The organism is Protofrankia sp. CiP1_Cm_nod3 (genome assembly GCF_982290655.1).
In genome coordinates this window covers 37,796-51,964 of sequence record NZ_CEVIVD010000020.1, presented here as the reverse complement: position 1 = coordinate 51,964, position 14,169 = coordinate 37,796, and the positions used below count along the sequence as shown (strand labels likewise).

9 protein-coding genes are annotated in these 14,169 nt (G+C 71.0%); 3 read left to right on the top strand and 6 right to left on the bottom strand.

Going from position 1 to position 14,169, the window contains the following annotated elements:
* Positions 1–139: 139 nt before the first annotated feature.
* Positions 140–2,965 (bottom strand): type 1 periplasmic-binding domain-containing protein, encoded by a 2,826-nt coding sequence (locus AC5LUJ_RS06675; RefSeq protein ID WP_250291171.1) that lies wholly within the window; start codon positions 2,963–2,965, stop codon positions 140–142.
* A 447-nt stretch (positions 2,966–3,412) separates the two neighbouring features.
* Between AC5LUJ_RS06675 and AC5LUJ_RS06670 the strand changes: the two genes are divergently transcribed.
* On the top strand, positions 3,413–4,174 hold the full coding sequence (locus tag AC5LUJ_RS06670) for a phosphate signaling complex PhoU family protein (RefSeq protein WP_250285107.1): 762 nt from the start codon (positions 3,413–3,415) through the stop codon (positions 4,172–4,174).
* On the opposite strand, the gene AC5LUJ_RS06665 is transcribed toward AC5LUJ_RS06670, so the two are convergent.
* Positions 4,149–4,808: a TetR/AcrR family transcriptional regulator gene (locus AC5LUJ_RS06665; RefSeq protein WP_250285108.1), complete on the bottom strand. Its 660-nt coding sequence runs from the start codon at positions 4,806–4,808 to the stop codon at positions 4,149–4,151. The genes AC5LUJ_RS06670 and AC5LUJ_RS06665 overlap by 26 nt on opposite strands.
* A 390-nt stretch (positions 4,809–5,198) precedes the next feature.
* Here AC5LUJ_RS06665 and AC5LUJ_RS06660 point away from each other — a divergent pair, with 390 nt between their 5' ends.
* The gene (locus AC5LUJ_RS06660) at positions 5,199–6,146 is read left to right on the top strand and encodes a hypothetical protein (protein WP_250285109.1); all 948 of its coding nucleotides are present in this window, start codon (positions 5,199–5,201) and stop codon (positions 6,144–6,146) included.
* 55 nt (positions 6,147–6,201) lie between these two features.
* Here AC5LUJ_RS06660 and hemC read toward each other — a convergent pair whose 3' ends face one another.
* The 3 genes from hemC to AC5LUJ_RS06645 all read right to left on the bottom strand — a co-directional run bounded on the left by hemC (position 6,202) and on the right by AC5LUJ_RS06645 (position 9,970).
* The gene (gene hemC, locus AC5LUJ_RS06655) at positions 6,202–7,137 is read right to left on the bottom strand and encodes a hydroxymethylbilane synthase (RefSeq protein WP_250285114.1); all 936 of its coding nucleotides are present in this window, start codon (positions 7,135–7,137) and stop codon (positions 6,202–6,204) included.
* Between the two features lie 234 nt (positions 7,138–7,371).
* Positions 7,372–9,255: a Na+/H+ antiporter NhaA gene (gene nhaA / locus AC5LUJ_RS06650; RefSeq protein ID WP_250285110.1), complete on the bottom strand. Its 1,884-nt coding sequence runs from the start codon at positions 9,253–9,255 to the stop codon at positions 7,372–7,374.
* A gap of 37 nt (positions 9,256–9,292) precedes the next feature.
* The gene (locus AC5LUJ_RS06645) at positions 9,293–9,970 is read right to left on the bottom strand and encodes an MBL fold metallo-hydrolase (protein WP_250285115.1); all 678 of its coding nucleotides are present in this window, start codon (positions 9,968–9,970) and stop codon (positions 9,293–9,295) included.
* Between the two features lie 227 nt (positions 9,971–10,197).
* Here AC5LUJ_RS06645 and uvrA point away from each other — a divergent pair, with 227 nt between their 5' ends.
* Positions 10,198–13,197 carry an excinuclease ABC subunit UvrA gene (gene uvrA / locus AC5LUJ_RS06640; protein ID WP_250285111.1) on the top strand — a complete coding sequence of 1,000 codons (3,000 nt, stop codon included), beginning with the start codon at positions 10,198–10,200 and terminating at the stop codon, positions 13,195–13,197.
* A 77-nt stretch (positions 13,198–13,274) separates the two neighbouring features.
* Here the strand turns inward: uvrA and AC5LUJ_RS06635 are convergent, their stop codons facing one another.
* Positions 13,275–13,688 carry an SsgA family sporulation/cell division regulator gene (locus AC5LUJ_RS06635; protein ID WP_250285112.1) on the bottom strand — a complete coding sequence of 138 codons (414 nt, stop codon included), beginning with the start codon at positions 13,686–13,688 and terminating at the stop codon, positions 13,275–13,277.
* Positions 13,689–14,169: the final 481 nt, after the last annotated feature.

Below are 14,169 nucleotides of genomic sequence, written 5' to 3'. Positions count from 1 at the left end.
CACCCGACCCCGCCCGTTCGGGGTCCTTTTCCTTTGCCCACGCCGTAGTCAACGCTGTTGACGACTCCTGGCGCCATATTTGATCTTGAAAGTTGCCGGTGGATGTGCGTTGGGAGCGGGGCCGGGATGTTCCATGCCGTCAACCGCCTGCGGTGGGGTAGAGCGGCCACTTGTCGAGCGTGAGGCAGTCGTCGCTGGTTTTCGGCTCCCGGCCGCTGATGACGAACTGGCACGGCTGCCCGCCGGTGGCCTGCCGGTTCTGGTTCGACGGGTCGTACGGGGGGAGCTCCTTCCAGGAGAGATCGATGTAGATCACGGTCAGCTGTTTGCTCTGCGCTATCTGGGAGGCGTTGAAGTCGTTGCATCCGGTTGCTCCCGGCCACGCGGTCGCCGGAAAGTTCTTCACGTCCTCGCACGACGTGGGGGAGTCCTGCCGCAGCTGCTTCTCGATGCCTGTCCTGTCGATCGCCGTATTCTTGGTGACCATGTCGACGAACAGCTTGGCGGCATCGTAGGAGATGCCGATCCGCTCGTCCGCCCACAGTGTCTGGTGCTGGGCCCTCCCGGTCGCCTCGTACATGCTCTTCAGGCGGTGACAGAAGTCCTCCAGCGACCTGCTCACAAACAGGCCCTGGGTCAGGGTCCCGTCGAGGCACTTCTTGCCGGCGAGCACCACGGGAGCGCCTTTTGACACGAAGCGGAAGGCGGTCGTGTTGTTCCACTGTCCTGCCGCCTGGACCACGTACCGCGACACCGAGTCGTCGGCGAGGACCCGGTCCAGGCAGGCGCGCATACCGTCGAGGAAGCCGGGGAAGTCGTTGTACCGGCCGGCGAAGAAGAGCAGATTGCTCTGGTTCTCGCCCGCGCACCGCTCACGGAACCAGTCCGGTGTGTTCTCCCCGGGTCCCCAGCCGTGCGGTTCGTAGCGGAGCCCGGCCCGGGTGGCCTCGTTCCTGACGTCCTGCACCAGGGTGGAGACGTAGAGGTCGTCCACGGCCGGGTCCCCCTCCTGGCCGCGGGGATCACCAGGCGACCGTGGGTAGTACACGCTGATTCCCTGCTGTGCTTTCTTGGCATAGGCGGTGGCGAGCTGGGCCTCCCGCCGGTTGTTCGGCACCATCTGGAAGTAGGACGGTGAGAAGATCTCCATGGCGTCCCCGGACAGGGTGGTGGCGATCACGGGTATACGGGCGTTCCCGAGTGTGGCGACGGCCCGGCCGGTGTCCATGTTGCTCCGGTCCATGCCGATGACGCCGAGCACTTTTTCCCGGGGACGGGCGGCCAGCGGCACGAGATGATCGCGCGCTACCAGGTCGGCGTACCTCATGTGACTGCCGCCGTTGGCGATGAGGACGCGCAGCGCCATCCTCGGGACGGACGAATCAGCTCCTAACGTCCCGCACTCCGGAATGTCCTGTTTCTGGTTCAGCGTGTGCTGCCAGGTCAACAGCCCTTCCAGCTCCGCGACCTGTGCCGCGGTCCAGTCGGTTTCGGTCTCCCCGGTGAGGCCGGCAAAGTAGACCAGCGTCATGAGCGTGTACGGAATATTACCCGGTGACAGAGCGGCGAGTTTCACCGCGCACCGGTTCTGCCTAGCGATCTCCTGTTGCACGGCGAGCAGACGGTCGCCGGAAATCGATTTTCTCCCGGCGTTGAACCGGTAGCTGCCGTCGCTGTAGCCGACGCACTGGCCGTTGACCCAGGACACCGAGACACCCGTTCGCGACCAGCAGCCGTCATGATCGAATACGTGGGTGCCGTACCGGAGAATCCCGAGGACCACGGCCGCCAGGAGCACGACCGCGAGCGAACGCAGCGCCCATCGGCGCGCCCATAGCGGAGGCTTTGGCGCGGACAGGTGCTGCCCCCATCCCCTGGCATGTGGTCCGACCGTCTCCTCGGACGGCGGTGCTGACGCGAAGGCGGGTATCCGTAGCCACAGCCGCCAGTCCGCGCCGCTGGGTGGCTCGGCAGTGTTCCAGGCGTCGAGCGCGTCCGCCGCGTTGGCGGCGGACAGGAGAGGCTGCGGGGGCGGCTGCGGGATGGTGTCGGCCTGGTAGCCGGCGACCAGCAGGAGGGGGTCGTTCTTCCGGGTGCTGTCGCGGACGGTGATGATCATGTCCAGGAGCCGCTCGCCCTGCGGGTCGTCGGCGATGTTGTCGATGAGAGCCAGGACCCGGGCGGTGCGCCGCCACGCCCATAGCCGCCAGAACCGGCGCCGGTAGACGGCCCGCAGGTCGTGGAGAAAGGCGTCGACCAGCAGATGTTCCCGCTGGGCCTCCTCCTCGGGAACGCGGTGGGTGTCCGCGGCGAGACGGACGGCGAAAGAAGCGAATCCCTCCCCGTTCTCCGCGGGAAACAGCCGCTGTCTCATGAACCAGCGGGTGCGGACCAGGCCTGGCACGGGAATATATCCGGACTGCCAGAGCCGGAACCGGGCCCTCGGCCCGACGATGATGAGCACGGCCAGCAGCAGCCGGGTCAGGCCGGACAGGCCGTCCAGCAGTGGGTTGGCGCCGTTGTGGGCGCCCGCGAGCTTGGCCCGCAGGCGTTCGCCGAGTACCTCTTTCCGGGTTTTGCCAGGGGGAAGAGGAGCGAGTTGCTGCCGGGTCAGCCAGTCCGCGAACACGTACGTACGGAAACGGCATCCCAGGCCGGACGTCTGCGTTTCCAGCTGGTCGGCGAGTGCCTGGAGCACCGGCAGTACATGCGGCTGGCCGTCCGGCCTGGGAAGGGGCGGAGAAGTCGAGTGCCGGCGGCCTTCCGGCGCCAGGTCGAGATAGGCGCGCGGGATCACCGGCGACGGGGACCAGCGTACGCGCTGGCGCACCTCGGTGAGCCAGGGGCCGCTGTCCGGGCCGGCGACCAGGCATACCAGTGGCGCCGACCGGCGTCGCGCGGGATCGACGGCGAGGGAGTGGAGCAGGGTGAGAACAGCGCCTACGCCGTCAAAAAACGGAATCATGACTCCCCCGTATCATTCCCATGGTCAGCACTATGCCACGTAGCGCACCGGATACCGGTTCCGGCCCGGCCCGGCCCGGCGGATCGTCCCTGTCGATTCGGTGGAGGCCGACGGTGCGGAGAAACGGTCGCGCGGTTTTTGACTGGCCGGCTGTCGTCCGGTGGGTGGGCACCTGCTTCTGGTGTGCTTTGCCGTGCTTCACGGTTTCAGGCGTCCGATGGTTGTTCAACCAGTGTTTTGATTTTGTTTTTTTGGCTTGGCCGTCCCGTCTCCGGGAGCCGTGGTTGTAGCGGGACTGCGGGTGGCTACGCCGCACGCTGAGCATGGTTGCTCTTCGTGACCGATCGGGTGGCTCCTCGGAGTGACTCGGATCGTGGCGGGCGGATACCGCGACGACTGTGCGTGTGCGGCTGTATGTATGCGGGCACACAGTGGACGATGGGGGGTATGGACGTTCCCGAACCGCGCCGACTGGAGTACACGGAGGCGCTGCGGCGTCTGCGGATCATGCTGGGTGACCTTGCCGAGCAGACCAGTCAGATCGTCCTCGACGCGACCACCGCGGTGACCGGGCGGGCCGACACCGCCGGTGTGCACGCCGCGGTGGCCTGCCTGCGTGACTGCTGTCAGGACCTCGACGAGGACCTGGTGCTGCTGCTGGCCCGGCAGAACCCGGTCGCCGGGGACCTGCACCTGGTCGTGGCCGGGCTGCGCACCGCCGCGGCGGTGCAGCGGATGGCCGAGCTCGCCGGCCACATCGCCGCCACCGCCGACCTGCGGGCACCCGCCGTCGTGGTCCCGGTCGGGCTGCGTCCCACCCTCAGCCAGCTCGGCCGGCTGTGCGCCGAGCAGGCGAGCAGCCTGGCCACCGCGATCTGCGCCGACGACCCGGCGGCCGCCGCCTGGCAGGTCACCGCGGGCGACGAGCCCATCGACCGCATCCACCGGCGGCTGATGGCCGCCCTCACCGACCCCGGCTGGCCCCACGGCATCCAGCAGGCGGTGGACCTCGCCTTGCTGTCCCGGTACTACGAGCGGTACGCCGACCAGGCTGTCACCGCGGCCCGCCAGCTCGTCCGCCTGCGCTGGGTCCCGTCGCTGTCGGACAGCCCGGACGATCCGGGCCTGCCGGCCGGTCCGGATACCGCCGCTGATCCGCCGGGAGGCCCGGCAGGAGGCCCGGTCAGATCGCCAGGGCGGACAGGATGAGGGTGATGCCGTCGTGGAACTGCTCCTGCATGTCCGTGGCGAGATGGTCGGCGGCCGCGGCGAGGTGTGGATAGCGGGACGCTGACGAAGCGATCGCGGTGATCGGTGTCACGGTGGCGTCCGGTCCTTTTCTGGCGATGGTCGCCGCGGTGTGCCGGGCCTCGGTCAGGGCGTGCCCGAGCGTGTAGAAGAGCAGGGTCGTGTAGGCGTCGGAGGCCTGGCGGTCGGGCAGGCCCGCCTCCCGTAGCAGGCCGATCGCGTGGTTGGTCCGTTCCCAGCTGGCCTCCCCGCCGGGCGGGCGGCGCAGCACGATGGGCGCGAGCGTCGGATGCCGCAGCAGCGATCCGCGCAGCTGCGCGAAGGTCTCCCTGAGGTCGGCCCGGGGATCGCCGGTGTGGGGGAGGGGCTCGTCGCCGCGCACGACCCGGTCGGCGAGCGCCTCCAGCAGCTCGTTCTTGGTCCGGAAGTGCCGGTAGACGGCGGTCGGGTCGATGTTCAGGCGCGCGCCCAGGGCCCGCATGCTGAAGCCGCCGACCCCGCCGATGTCGACGATCTCCATCGCGGTGTCGAGGAGGAGCTGCCGGGACAGCGTGCCGCGAGGGGTGCGGGTGTGGCGGGGCTGCGCGGTCTCCATCGCCGTGGCGTCTTCCTTCGGGATCGGGCGGCCCGGTCGAGGCGGGCCTGGACTGTCCGGGATCGGCCGTGTCGGCGTCCTGCCGGGATCTTCTCAGGGAGACTACAGTGTAGTCAACATTGTTGACGACACCTCTCTGCAATTTGATCTTTATTGTGCAACCGGTGCTATCCGCAAGATCAGATGATTGTTTTGGCGCCCAATAGTTCACTCATGGGAGGCTTGTCCGGTCGCTATCGCACCTATGACATCACTGTCAGACACAAGGAGTAACGACTCTTGGACAAGCCGGTGCCGCAGCCGGACGCTGCAGGCGCACAGGAGGCGGACGTCCGCGTGGACGGCTCCAGGCTCCCGCACGGGAGGCCAGCCGTTCCTGCCGGAGATCCTGTGACCCCGCCGTTCAGTGACGACTTCGAGTCAGGAGTGCACGAGCTCGACGAGGAGCTCGGCGTGCTCCTCGTCGAGGTGAACATGCGCCCGCCGGCGGAGTCCAGCGAGATCGCCCGGGCCATCGAGTCCAGGGCCGCGGCGCTGCGCGCCGGCCGCAACCCGAGCCGGACGCAGGCCATGGTGTTCGACGGGCTCGCCGCCAGGATCGCCATCACCCGCTCGGACCTGGCCGCCATGGCCGGCGACCTGCACACGGCGCAACGTATCGCCGACAGCGCCTACCGGATGGCGGTGGCGTCCCACGACCGGATCATGATCGGTTCGGCCCGCCGGAAGCAGGCTGCGATCGCGATGGAGGCGGGCCGGCCCACGGAGGCCCTGCAAATGATCATGGACGGGCTGCGGCGCTGTCCCGAGGGCCCTGTCGCCGCCGCGCTGCTGGCCCGGCAGGTACAGGCCAACGCGCTGGCCGGAGCGCACCCGGACATCGTCGAGCAGCAGACCGACGACGCCCTGGCGGCGGCCGGCGCGCTGCCCGCCGCCGAGCAGGGCATGCCCGGGCTGTTCTTCACCAGCTACCATCCGGCGGACGCCAAGGAGCGGGCGCTGACCGCGAACGCGCTCGTCGGCCGGGTCCGCCGTGCCGAGAGTCTCTACCGGTGCTGTGTGCCTGTCTTCGACGCGGTCGACATGCCCGGCTGGTCGTCAGGTGTCCGCTTCACGCTGGCCACCGCGCTCGTCCTCAGCGGTGGGCGCCTCGACCTGGAACGGTCGGCCGAACTCGTCGAGGAGGCCGTCACCATCTCGCTGCGCCGCCGTACCGGGGCGCTGTCGGCGAAGGCCGACCGGTGGATCGGCGCGGTCCGCCCGCACGCCGCCGGGACCCGCGCGATCGGGACGATCAGCCGGGTGCGGGCATGGCAGCGAGGCGAGCTCGGCACCTGACCGCCGGGCCCGCGGCCCGGCGGCCGCACTGAACGGGCCTCTCCTTCCGGTCCGTTCAGTGCGGGATGGCGTTCAGGAGGTCCTGGGCGCCCTGGCGGAGCAGCGCCACCGCGACCGACGCCCCCAGGGTCGTCGGGTCCGCGCCGGGGCCCCACTCGTGGGCGTCCAGGACGGTCTTGCCGTCGGGGCTGAACACCTTCGCCCGCAGGGACAGCCGCCCGTCGGGCTCGGTGTGGGCGTGCCCGGCGATCGGCGAGTTGCAGTGGCCCTGCAGGACGTGCAGGAGCATGCGCTCGGCGCTGACCTGCCGCCGGGCGTCGAGGTCGTCCATGCCGGCGACGAGCTCGGCGGTGTCGGTGTCGTCCTCGCGGCACTGCAGGCCGAGCACGCCGGCGCCGATCGGCGGGCACATCGCCTCCACCGAGAGGATCTCGGTGATGCGGCCCGCCTGGCCGATGCGTTCCAGGCCGGAGACGGCCAGCAGCAGCGCGTCGGCCGCGCCGGCGTCCAGCCGGGCCAGCCGGGTGTTGGCGTTGCCGCGGATCGGCACGGTCTCCAGATGCGGGTGGGACTGGGCGAGCTGGGCGATCCGGCGCACGGCGGAGGTACCGACCCGGGCGCCGACGGGCAGCTCGTCCAGGGTGCGGCCGCCGGGGTGGATCAGGGCGTCGCGGATGTCGTCCCGGGGCAGGTAGGCAGCGAAGACGGTGCCGGCCGGGACCGGGCGGTCCCCGGGGACGTCCTTCATACAGTGCACGGCGAGATCGGCGCGGCCGGCGAGCAGTGCCTCGTCGACCTCCTTGGTGAAGGCGCCCTTGCCACCGAGCGCGGACAGCGGGCCCGTCCACCTGTCCCCGCTGGTGGTGATGGGCACGATCTCGGCGGTGAGACCGGGACTGCGGGCTGTCAGCTCCGCGCGGACCCGCTCGGCCTGGGCAAGGGCCATCGGGGAGGAACGGGTACCAATACGGATCAGCCGGGATGCGGACATGGCCACCAGGCTAGTTCCCCGGGCCGCCACAGGCGCCCCGAGACCGCCCGAGTGTCGCACCCACCGCCCGCGCGGCCCGTCCACGGGCCCGCCTGGAGGATGCTCCGCTCCGGTTGGATACTCTGCCGCAACGGCATGGTGAAGGGCCCGTCTCTGTGTCCGAGGCGACAGTGGCTGGGCTGGCTGCGGTTACGGCCGCTCCTACGGCCGCTCCGGGCTTTCCGTCACTGTTCGTCACTGCCTGGCTGTCTGGCGGGCGGCCGTTATGGCCAGGGTGAGGGTCGCGGCGTCGTAGGCGCCGTGGTGGCGCCGGCCGTTGATGAAGAACGTCGGTGTTCCCGAGACGTCGCTGACGTCGGCGGAGGCGATGTCGCGCTCGACCCGGTCGGCACCGGCCCTGGCGCGCAGGTCGGCCCGGAACCGCTCGAGGTCGAGCCCCAGCTCGCCCGCGTACCGCAGCAGATCTCTGACCGTGAGGGCCGACTGGTGATCGAAGAGCAGGTCGTGCATCTCCCAGAACGCGCCCTGCTCGGCCGCGGCCTCGACCGCGATGGCCGCGTACTCGGCATGGGGGTGCACCTTCGTCAGCGGCAGGTGCCGCCAGACATAGCGCAGATCGCCGAAATCCGCGAGCAGCTCGCGGACGACGGCCTCGGCCCGGCCGCAGTAGGGACACTCGAAGTCGCCGTATTCGACGAGGGTCACCGGGGCGTCGAGCGGCCCCCGGATCCGGTCGCGCCCCGGGTCGACGGGCTCGGCGAGGTCGATGATGACCTCGGATACGCCGCGTTCGGCGCGGGCCCGCATCCGCGCCGGCAACATGCCCGCCACCTGGAAGACGATCCAGGAGAGCACGGACGCGGCGAGCGCCGCCATCAGAATACCGATCTTCGCCTCCGCGAGGCGCTCGCCGGTGAACGCCATCGTCGCGATCAGCAGCGGCACGGTGAAGCCGATCCCGGCGAGCACCCCGGCACCGGTGATCGCGTCCCAGCCGACGGGCAGGCGCACCCGGCCGTGGGTGACCGCCCTGACCAGCCACACCGAGCCGACGATGCCCACCGGTTTGCCGAGCAGGTAGCCGGCGACGACGCCGAGCGTCACGGGTGAGTGCAGCGCGCGGCCGAGGACGTCGCCGCTGATCTCGACCCCGGCGTTCGCCAGCGCGAACAGCGGGACGACAAGGTAGCTCGTCCACGGGTGGAAGATCTGCTGGAGGCGGTCGTTCGGCGAGATCGCGTACCAGACGCCGACCCGGGCCCTGCGGGCGAGTTCCGGTGTCGGCTGCTCGCGGAACGACAGGAACAGGTCGGTGGCGCGCTCCAGGTCGCCGCGCCCCGCCGGGTGGGCGTAGGTCAGCAGGCCCATCGCGAGCCCGATGACGATCGGGTCGATCCCGGAGCGCAACAGCGCGGCCCAGGCCGCGAGCCCCAGCGCGGCGTATCCCGCACCGGAGCGCATGCCCGCCGCCCGCGCCGCGAGTATCACCGCGAAGATGCCGAGCCCGGTGGCGAGCGCGCCCCAGACGACGTCCTCGCTGTAGAAGACGGCGATGACGACGAGTGCGACGACGTCGTCGACGACGGTGAGCGTCAGGAGGAACGTCCGCAGCCGCTCGGGGAAGCGTGGCCCGACGACGGCGAGCACACCCAGGGCGAAGGCGGTGTCGGTGGACATCGTGATCCCCCAGCCGCGCGCGGACGGTTCCCCCGCGTTGACCGCCAGGTAGATCAGGACGGGTACGGCCATCCCGGCCAGACAGGCCATGACGGGCAGGGCGAGGCGGCGTCGTTCCCGCAGTTCGCCTATGTCGAACTCGCGCCGGGTCTCCAGCCCGACGACGAAGAAGAAAAGCGCCATCAGCCCGTTGGTGACCCATTCCCGCAGGTCCTGCGCGACGCCCCAGCGGCCGATCCCGATCGACAGCTCGGTTCCCCAGACCGTCTCGTACGACGCGGCGGCGACGTTCACCCAGATCAGGGCGGCGAGCGTCGCCGCCAGCAGGACCGCGGCACCGCCGGTCTCGGTGCGCAGGAACTCCCGCAGCGGCGACCGGCCGCCCGGCCACGGGGTCCTGCCCGCGAACGCCTGGCCCGCCCCCCGGTCCGGTTCCGCCACACCACCGATTCTCGTTCGCCGAAGGCGGGGTGGCCGGTCACCAGCCGCGGGCACGCCATTCGGCGAGGTGGGGGCGTTCCGCGCCGAGGATGGTGTCGTGGCCGTGCCCCGGGTAGATCCAGGTGGTGTCGGGCAGCGGGCCGAAGACCTTGCTCTCCAGGTCGTCCATGAGGGATCTGAACGCGACGGGATCCCCGAACGTGGCGCCCGGGCCGCCGGGGAACAGGCAGTCGCCGGTGAACAGGTGCGGCGCCGCGGTGCCGGCGCCGTGGAGCAGCGCGATGGAGCCGGCGGTGTGCCCGACCAGGTGGATGACCCGCAGGGTGACCTCGCCGACGGTCACCTCGTCGCCGTCGCGCACCAGGGCCGTGGTCGCCACCGGGATGGCGCCGGCGTCGTCGGGATGCGCCACCGTGCGCGCGCCGGTGGCCGCGACCACCGCGGACAGCGCCTGCACGTGGTCGCCGTGGCGATGGCTGGTCACCACGGTCGCAAGGCCGCCGTCGCCGGCGAGGGCCAGCAGCGTGCCGGGCTCGTTCGCGGCGTCGATCAGGAGCTGTTCGCCCGTCGCGGCACATCGCAGCAGGTAGGCGTTGTTGTCCATCGGGCCGACCGCGACCTTGGAAATGACCAGTCCGGGCAGCGTCCGGACGTCCGCCGGCCCACCGACACGTACCGCGCCGGTGTAGCCGTCGCCGTTGATCTCGTGTCCCATCATCCCTCGCCGGCTGTCGGTTGTGCGGGTTTCATCATCCTGCGCTCCGGCATCCTCCGTTCCGGAACTGTCGGAGCCGGTCCGTAGCATGGCAGGCGCGGCGGATGCCACGTCCGGCCGTGGCACGGCCGGTCCCTGGTCCCAAGCCCCACGCTTGGCCTGGCCCCGAGCCTGGTCCCGTACTCGAGAGCCCCATCCTCAAGAGCAGAGCGCGAAGGATTCCCACGATGGCAGACCGTCTCGTCGTGCGCGGCGCGCGAGAGCACAACCTGCGTGACGTCGACCTCGACCTGCCGCGGGACTCGCTGATCGTCTTCACCGGCCTGTCGGGTTCGGGCAAGTCCAGCCTCGCGTTCGACACGATCTTCGCCGAGGGGCAGCGGCGGTACGTCGAGTCGCTGTCGGCCTACGCCCGCCAGTTCCTCGGCCAGATGGACAAGCCCGACGTCGACTTCATCGAGGGCCTGTCACCGGCGGTCTCCATCGACCAGAAGTCGACCTCGCGCAACCCCCGCTCCACCGTCGGGACGATCACCGAGGTGTACGACTACCTGCGGCTGCTGTTCGCGCGGGCGGGCCGGCCGCACTGCCCGACATGCGGCCGGCCGATCTCCCGGCAGACCCCGCAGCAGATCGTCGACCGCCTGCTCGAGCTGCCCGCGGGCACCCGGTTCCAGGTGCTGGCCCCCCTCGTGCGGGGGCGCAAGGGCGAGTACGTCGACCTGTTCGCGGAGCTGCAGGCCAAGGGCTTCGCCCGGGTACGCGTCGACGGCGGCGTCCACGCGCTCACCGACGTGCCGAAGCTGGAGAAGCAGCGCAAGCACACCATCGAGGTGGTGGTCGACCGGCTGGCGGTGAAGGCGTCCGCCAAACAGCGGCTGACGGACTCCGTCGAGACCGCCCTCGGCCTCGGCGGCGGCCTGGCGCTGATCGACTTCGTCGACCGGGACCCCGCCGGCCCCGACCGGGAGCGGATGTACTCCGAGCACCTGGCCTGCCTCTACGACGACCTGTCGTTCGAGGAGCTCGAGCCGCGGTCGTTCTCCTTCAACTCCCCGTACGGCGCCTGCGCGCAGTGCTCGGGCCTGGGCACCCGCAAGGAGGTCGACCCCGACCTGGTCGTCCCCGACCCGTCGCTGTCGCTGGCGGCCGGCGCGGTCGCCCCCTGGTCGGCCGGCCACAACAAGGAGTACTTCACCCGGCTGCTCGAGGCCCTCGCCGCCGACCTCGGCTTCCGGATGGACATCCCCTGGGAGGGGCTGCCGGAACGGGCCCGCAAGGCGGTGCTGTACGGGCGGGGCGAGACCGAGGTCCAGGTCTCCTACACCAACCGCTACGGCCGCTCCCGCCAGTACTACACGGCCTTCGAGGGCGTCGTCGCCTTCCTCCAGCGCCGCCACCGCGAGGCCGAGTCCGACAGCAGCCGGGAGCGCTACGAGGGCTACATGCGCGATGTCGCCTGCTCGGCCTGCCGCGGCGCCCGGCTCAAGCCCGAATCGCTGGCGGTGACGCTGGGCGGCCGGTCGATCGCCGAGATCGCCGGCATGGCCATCGGGGAGTGCGCCGCGTTCCTGCGCACCCTCGAGCTCACCGAGCGGGAGCGCACGATCGCCGGCCGGGTGCTCAAGGAGATCGACGCGCGGCTGGCGTTCCTGCTCGACGTCGGCCTCGACTACCTCTCGCTGGACCGGGCCGCCGGCACCCTGGCCGGCGGTGAGGCGCAGCGGATCCGGCTCGCCACCCAGATCGGCTCCGGGCTGGTCGGCGTCCTCTACGTGCTCGACGAGCCCTCGATCGGGCTGCACCAGCGGGACAACCGCCGCCTCATCCAGACCCTGGTACGGCTGCGGGACCTCGGCAACACCCTGATCGTCGTCGAGCACGACGAGGACACGATCCGGGCCGCCGACTGGGTCGTCGACATCGGCCCCGGCGCCGGGGAGCACGGCGGGAAGGTCGTCGTCTCCGGCTCGGTGGACGCGCTGCTGTCCGCGGAGGCCTCGCTGACCGGGGCGTACCTGTCCGGCCGCCGGGAGATCCCGGTGCCCGGCATCCGGCGTCCGCCGGCCAGGGGCCGGGCGCTGACCGTCCACGCCGCCCGGGAGCACAACCTGCGCGAGGTGACGGTGTCGTTCCCGCTCGGCTGCTTCGTCGCGGTCACCGGCGTCTCCGGCTCGGGCAAGTCGACGCTGGTCAACGACATCCTGGCCACGGTGCTCGCGAACAGGCTCAACGGCGCCCGGGAGGTGCCGGGCCGGCACCGCACCGTCACCGGTGTCGAGCATCTCGACAAGGCCGTCCGGGTCGACCAGTCGCCGATCGGGCGCACCCCGCGCTCGAACCCGGCCACCTACACCGGTGTCTTCGACCACATCCGGCGGCTGTTCGCCGAGACCACCGAGGCCAAGGTCCGCGGCTACCTGCCCGGGCGCTTCTCGTTCAACGTCAAGGGCGGCCGGTGCGAGGCCTGCGCCGGCGACGGTACCATCAAGATCGAGATGAACTTCCTGCCGGACGTGTACGTGCCGTGCGAGGTCTGCCAGGGCGCCCGGTACAACCGGGAGACGTTGGAGGTCCACTACAAGAACCGCAGCATCGCCGAGGTCCTCGACATGCCGATCGAGGAGGCCGCGGAGTTCTTCGCCGCCGTCCCCGCGATCGCCCGGCATCTACGCACCCTCGACGACGTGGGCCTGGGCTACGTCCGCCTCGGGCAGCCGGCGCCGACGCTGTCCGGCGGCGAGGCGCAGCGGGTCAAGCTCGCCGCCGAACTCCAGCGACGCTCCACCGGGCGCACCGTCTACGTCCTGGACGAGCCCACCACCGGGCTGCACTTCGAGGACATCCGCAAGCTGCTCGGGGTCCTCGGCCGGCTGGTGGACGCCGGCAACACGGTGATCGTCATCGAGCACAACCTGGACGTCATCAAGACCGCTGACTGGATCATCGACATGGGGCCGGAGGGCGGCACCGGCGGCGGCCGGGTGGTCGCCGAGGGGCCGCCCGAGACGGTCGCCGCGGCCGCGGAGAGCCACACCGGCCTCTTCCTGCGGGAGATCCTCGGGCAGCGCCTCGACACGGCCCAGCACGACGCGGCGGCGCTGCCCCCGGCGGCAGCAGCATCCTCGGCGAACTCGGCGAAGACCCCGGCCGCACGGGGGGCCGTCTCAGGCCAGCGGCCACCACGCACCTCGCTGCGCCCCGCCGCGGATGCTGTGGCGGGATAACCCCCGCGGCGGGCCCGCCACCAGCCGTCCGCGAGGTCACGGGCGGCTGGTACGGAGGGCTCCGCGGGGGCGGGGGGTCAGTTCTCCAGCAGGTTCGCGAGGACGGTGTCCAGCTCCTCGGCGGTGCCTTCCTGCCCGCGGGGAACGACCCGTTCGGTCGCGTCGAGGAACGCCCGAGCGGCGTCCATGCTCAGCCGGACGGCGGAGCGCAGCTCACCGGCGGTCAGGTCGAGGCGGATACAGCCGCGCTCGGGCTCGGGGGTGATCCGCACGTCGCCGGTGCCGGTGGGCACGTCCAGCCCGGCCCGCAGCGCGTCCCGCAGTACCACCCACGTCCCGCGGGGCAGCGCGGGGTGATCGGGCCGGGAGATGAGCTCCAACGTCACCGCGAGGGGGTCGGCCCGTCGCCAGTTCACCTGCAGCACGGTCAGCCGCCCGCGGGAAGGTGCGTCATCGACGACCAACTCGGTGGTCACGTCCTCCACCTGCATCCGTCGTGCCTCCTTCGTCGTCCTGCGACGCTGTGCACCGCGGTATCGAGGGTGACAGCCAGTCAGGCAAGACGCCACCCGGAAAGCGTGGCGGGATCTGTTCGGGACCAGCTGGGACAAGGCCGGCGCCGACATTGCGGGACCCTGGCCGGGGAGGTCGTCATCTCGATGTCGTGGGGAAGGCGTCTGTCGGCTCCGCCGGCCGTACAGGGCCGGCCGGCTGCGTCGATCATATCGGCCCTGTTCCGCTGTCCGCGCGTCGCCCCGCCGGCCATGCCCGGCCGGCCAGGCCCCGCCCGGCTGGTGAGAGGCGCGCTCACGGCCGGCCCACCACACCCATCCGCCGCCGAGCGTCCGACGGATCATGCTTCGCACACCGCTCATGGTCTTCGAGCATGGGCCCTGGCGTTGCTTCCCGGCGGGCGCGGTGAGCGGGTGTCCGCGAGCTGTGAGATATGCCTGCTCACGTTCACCGCGGGGT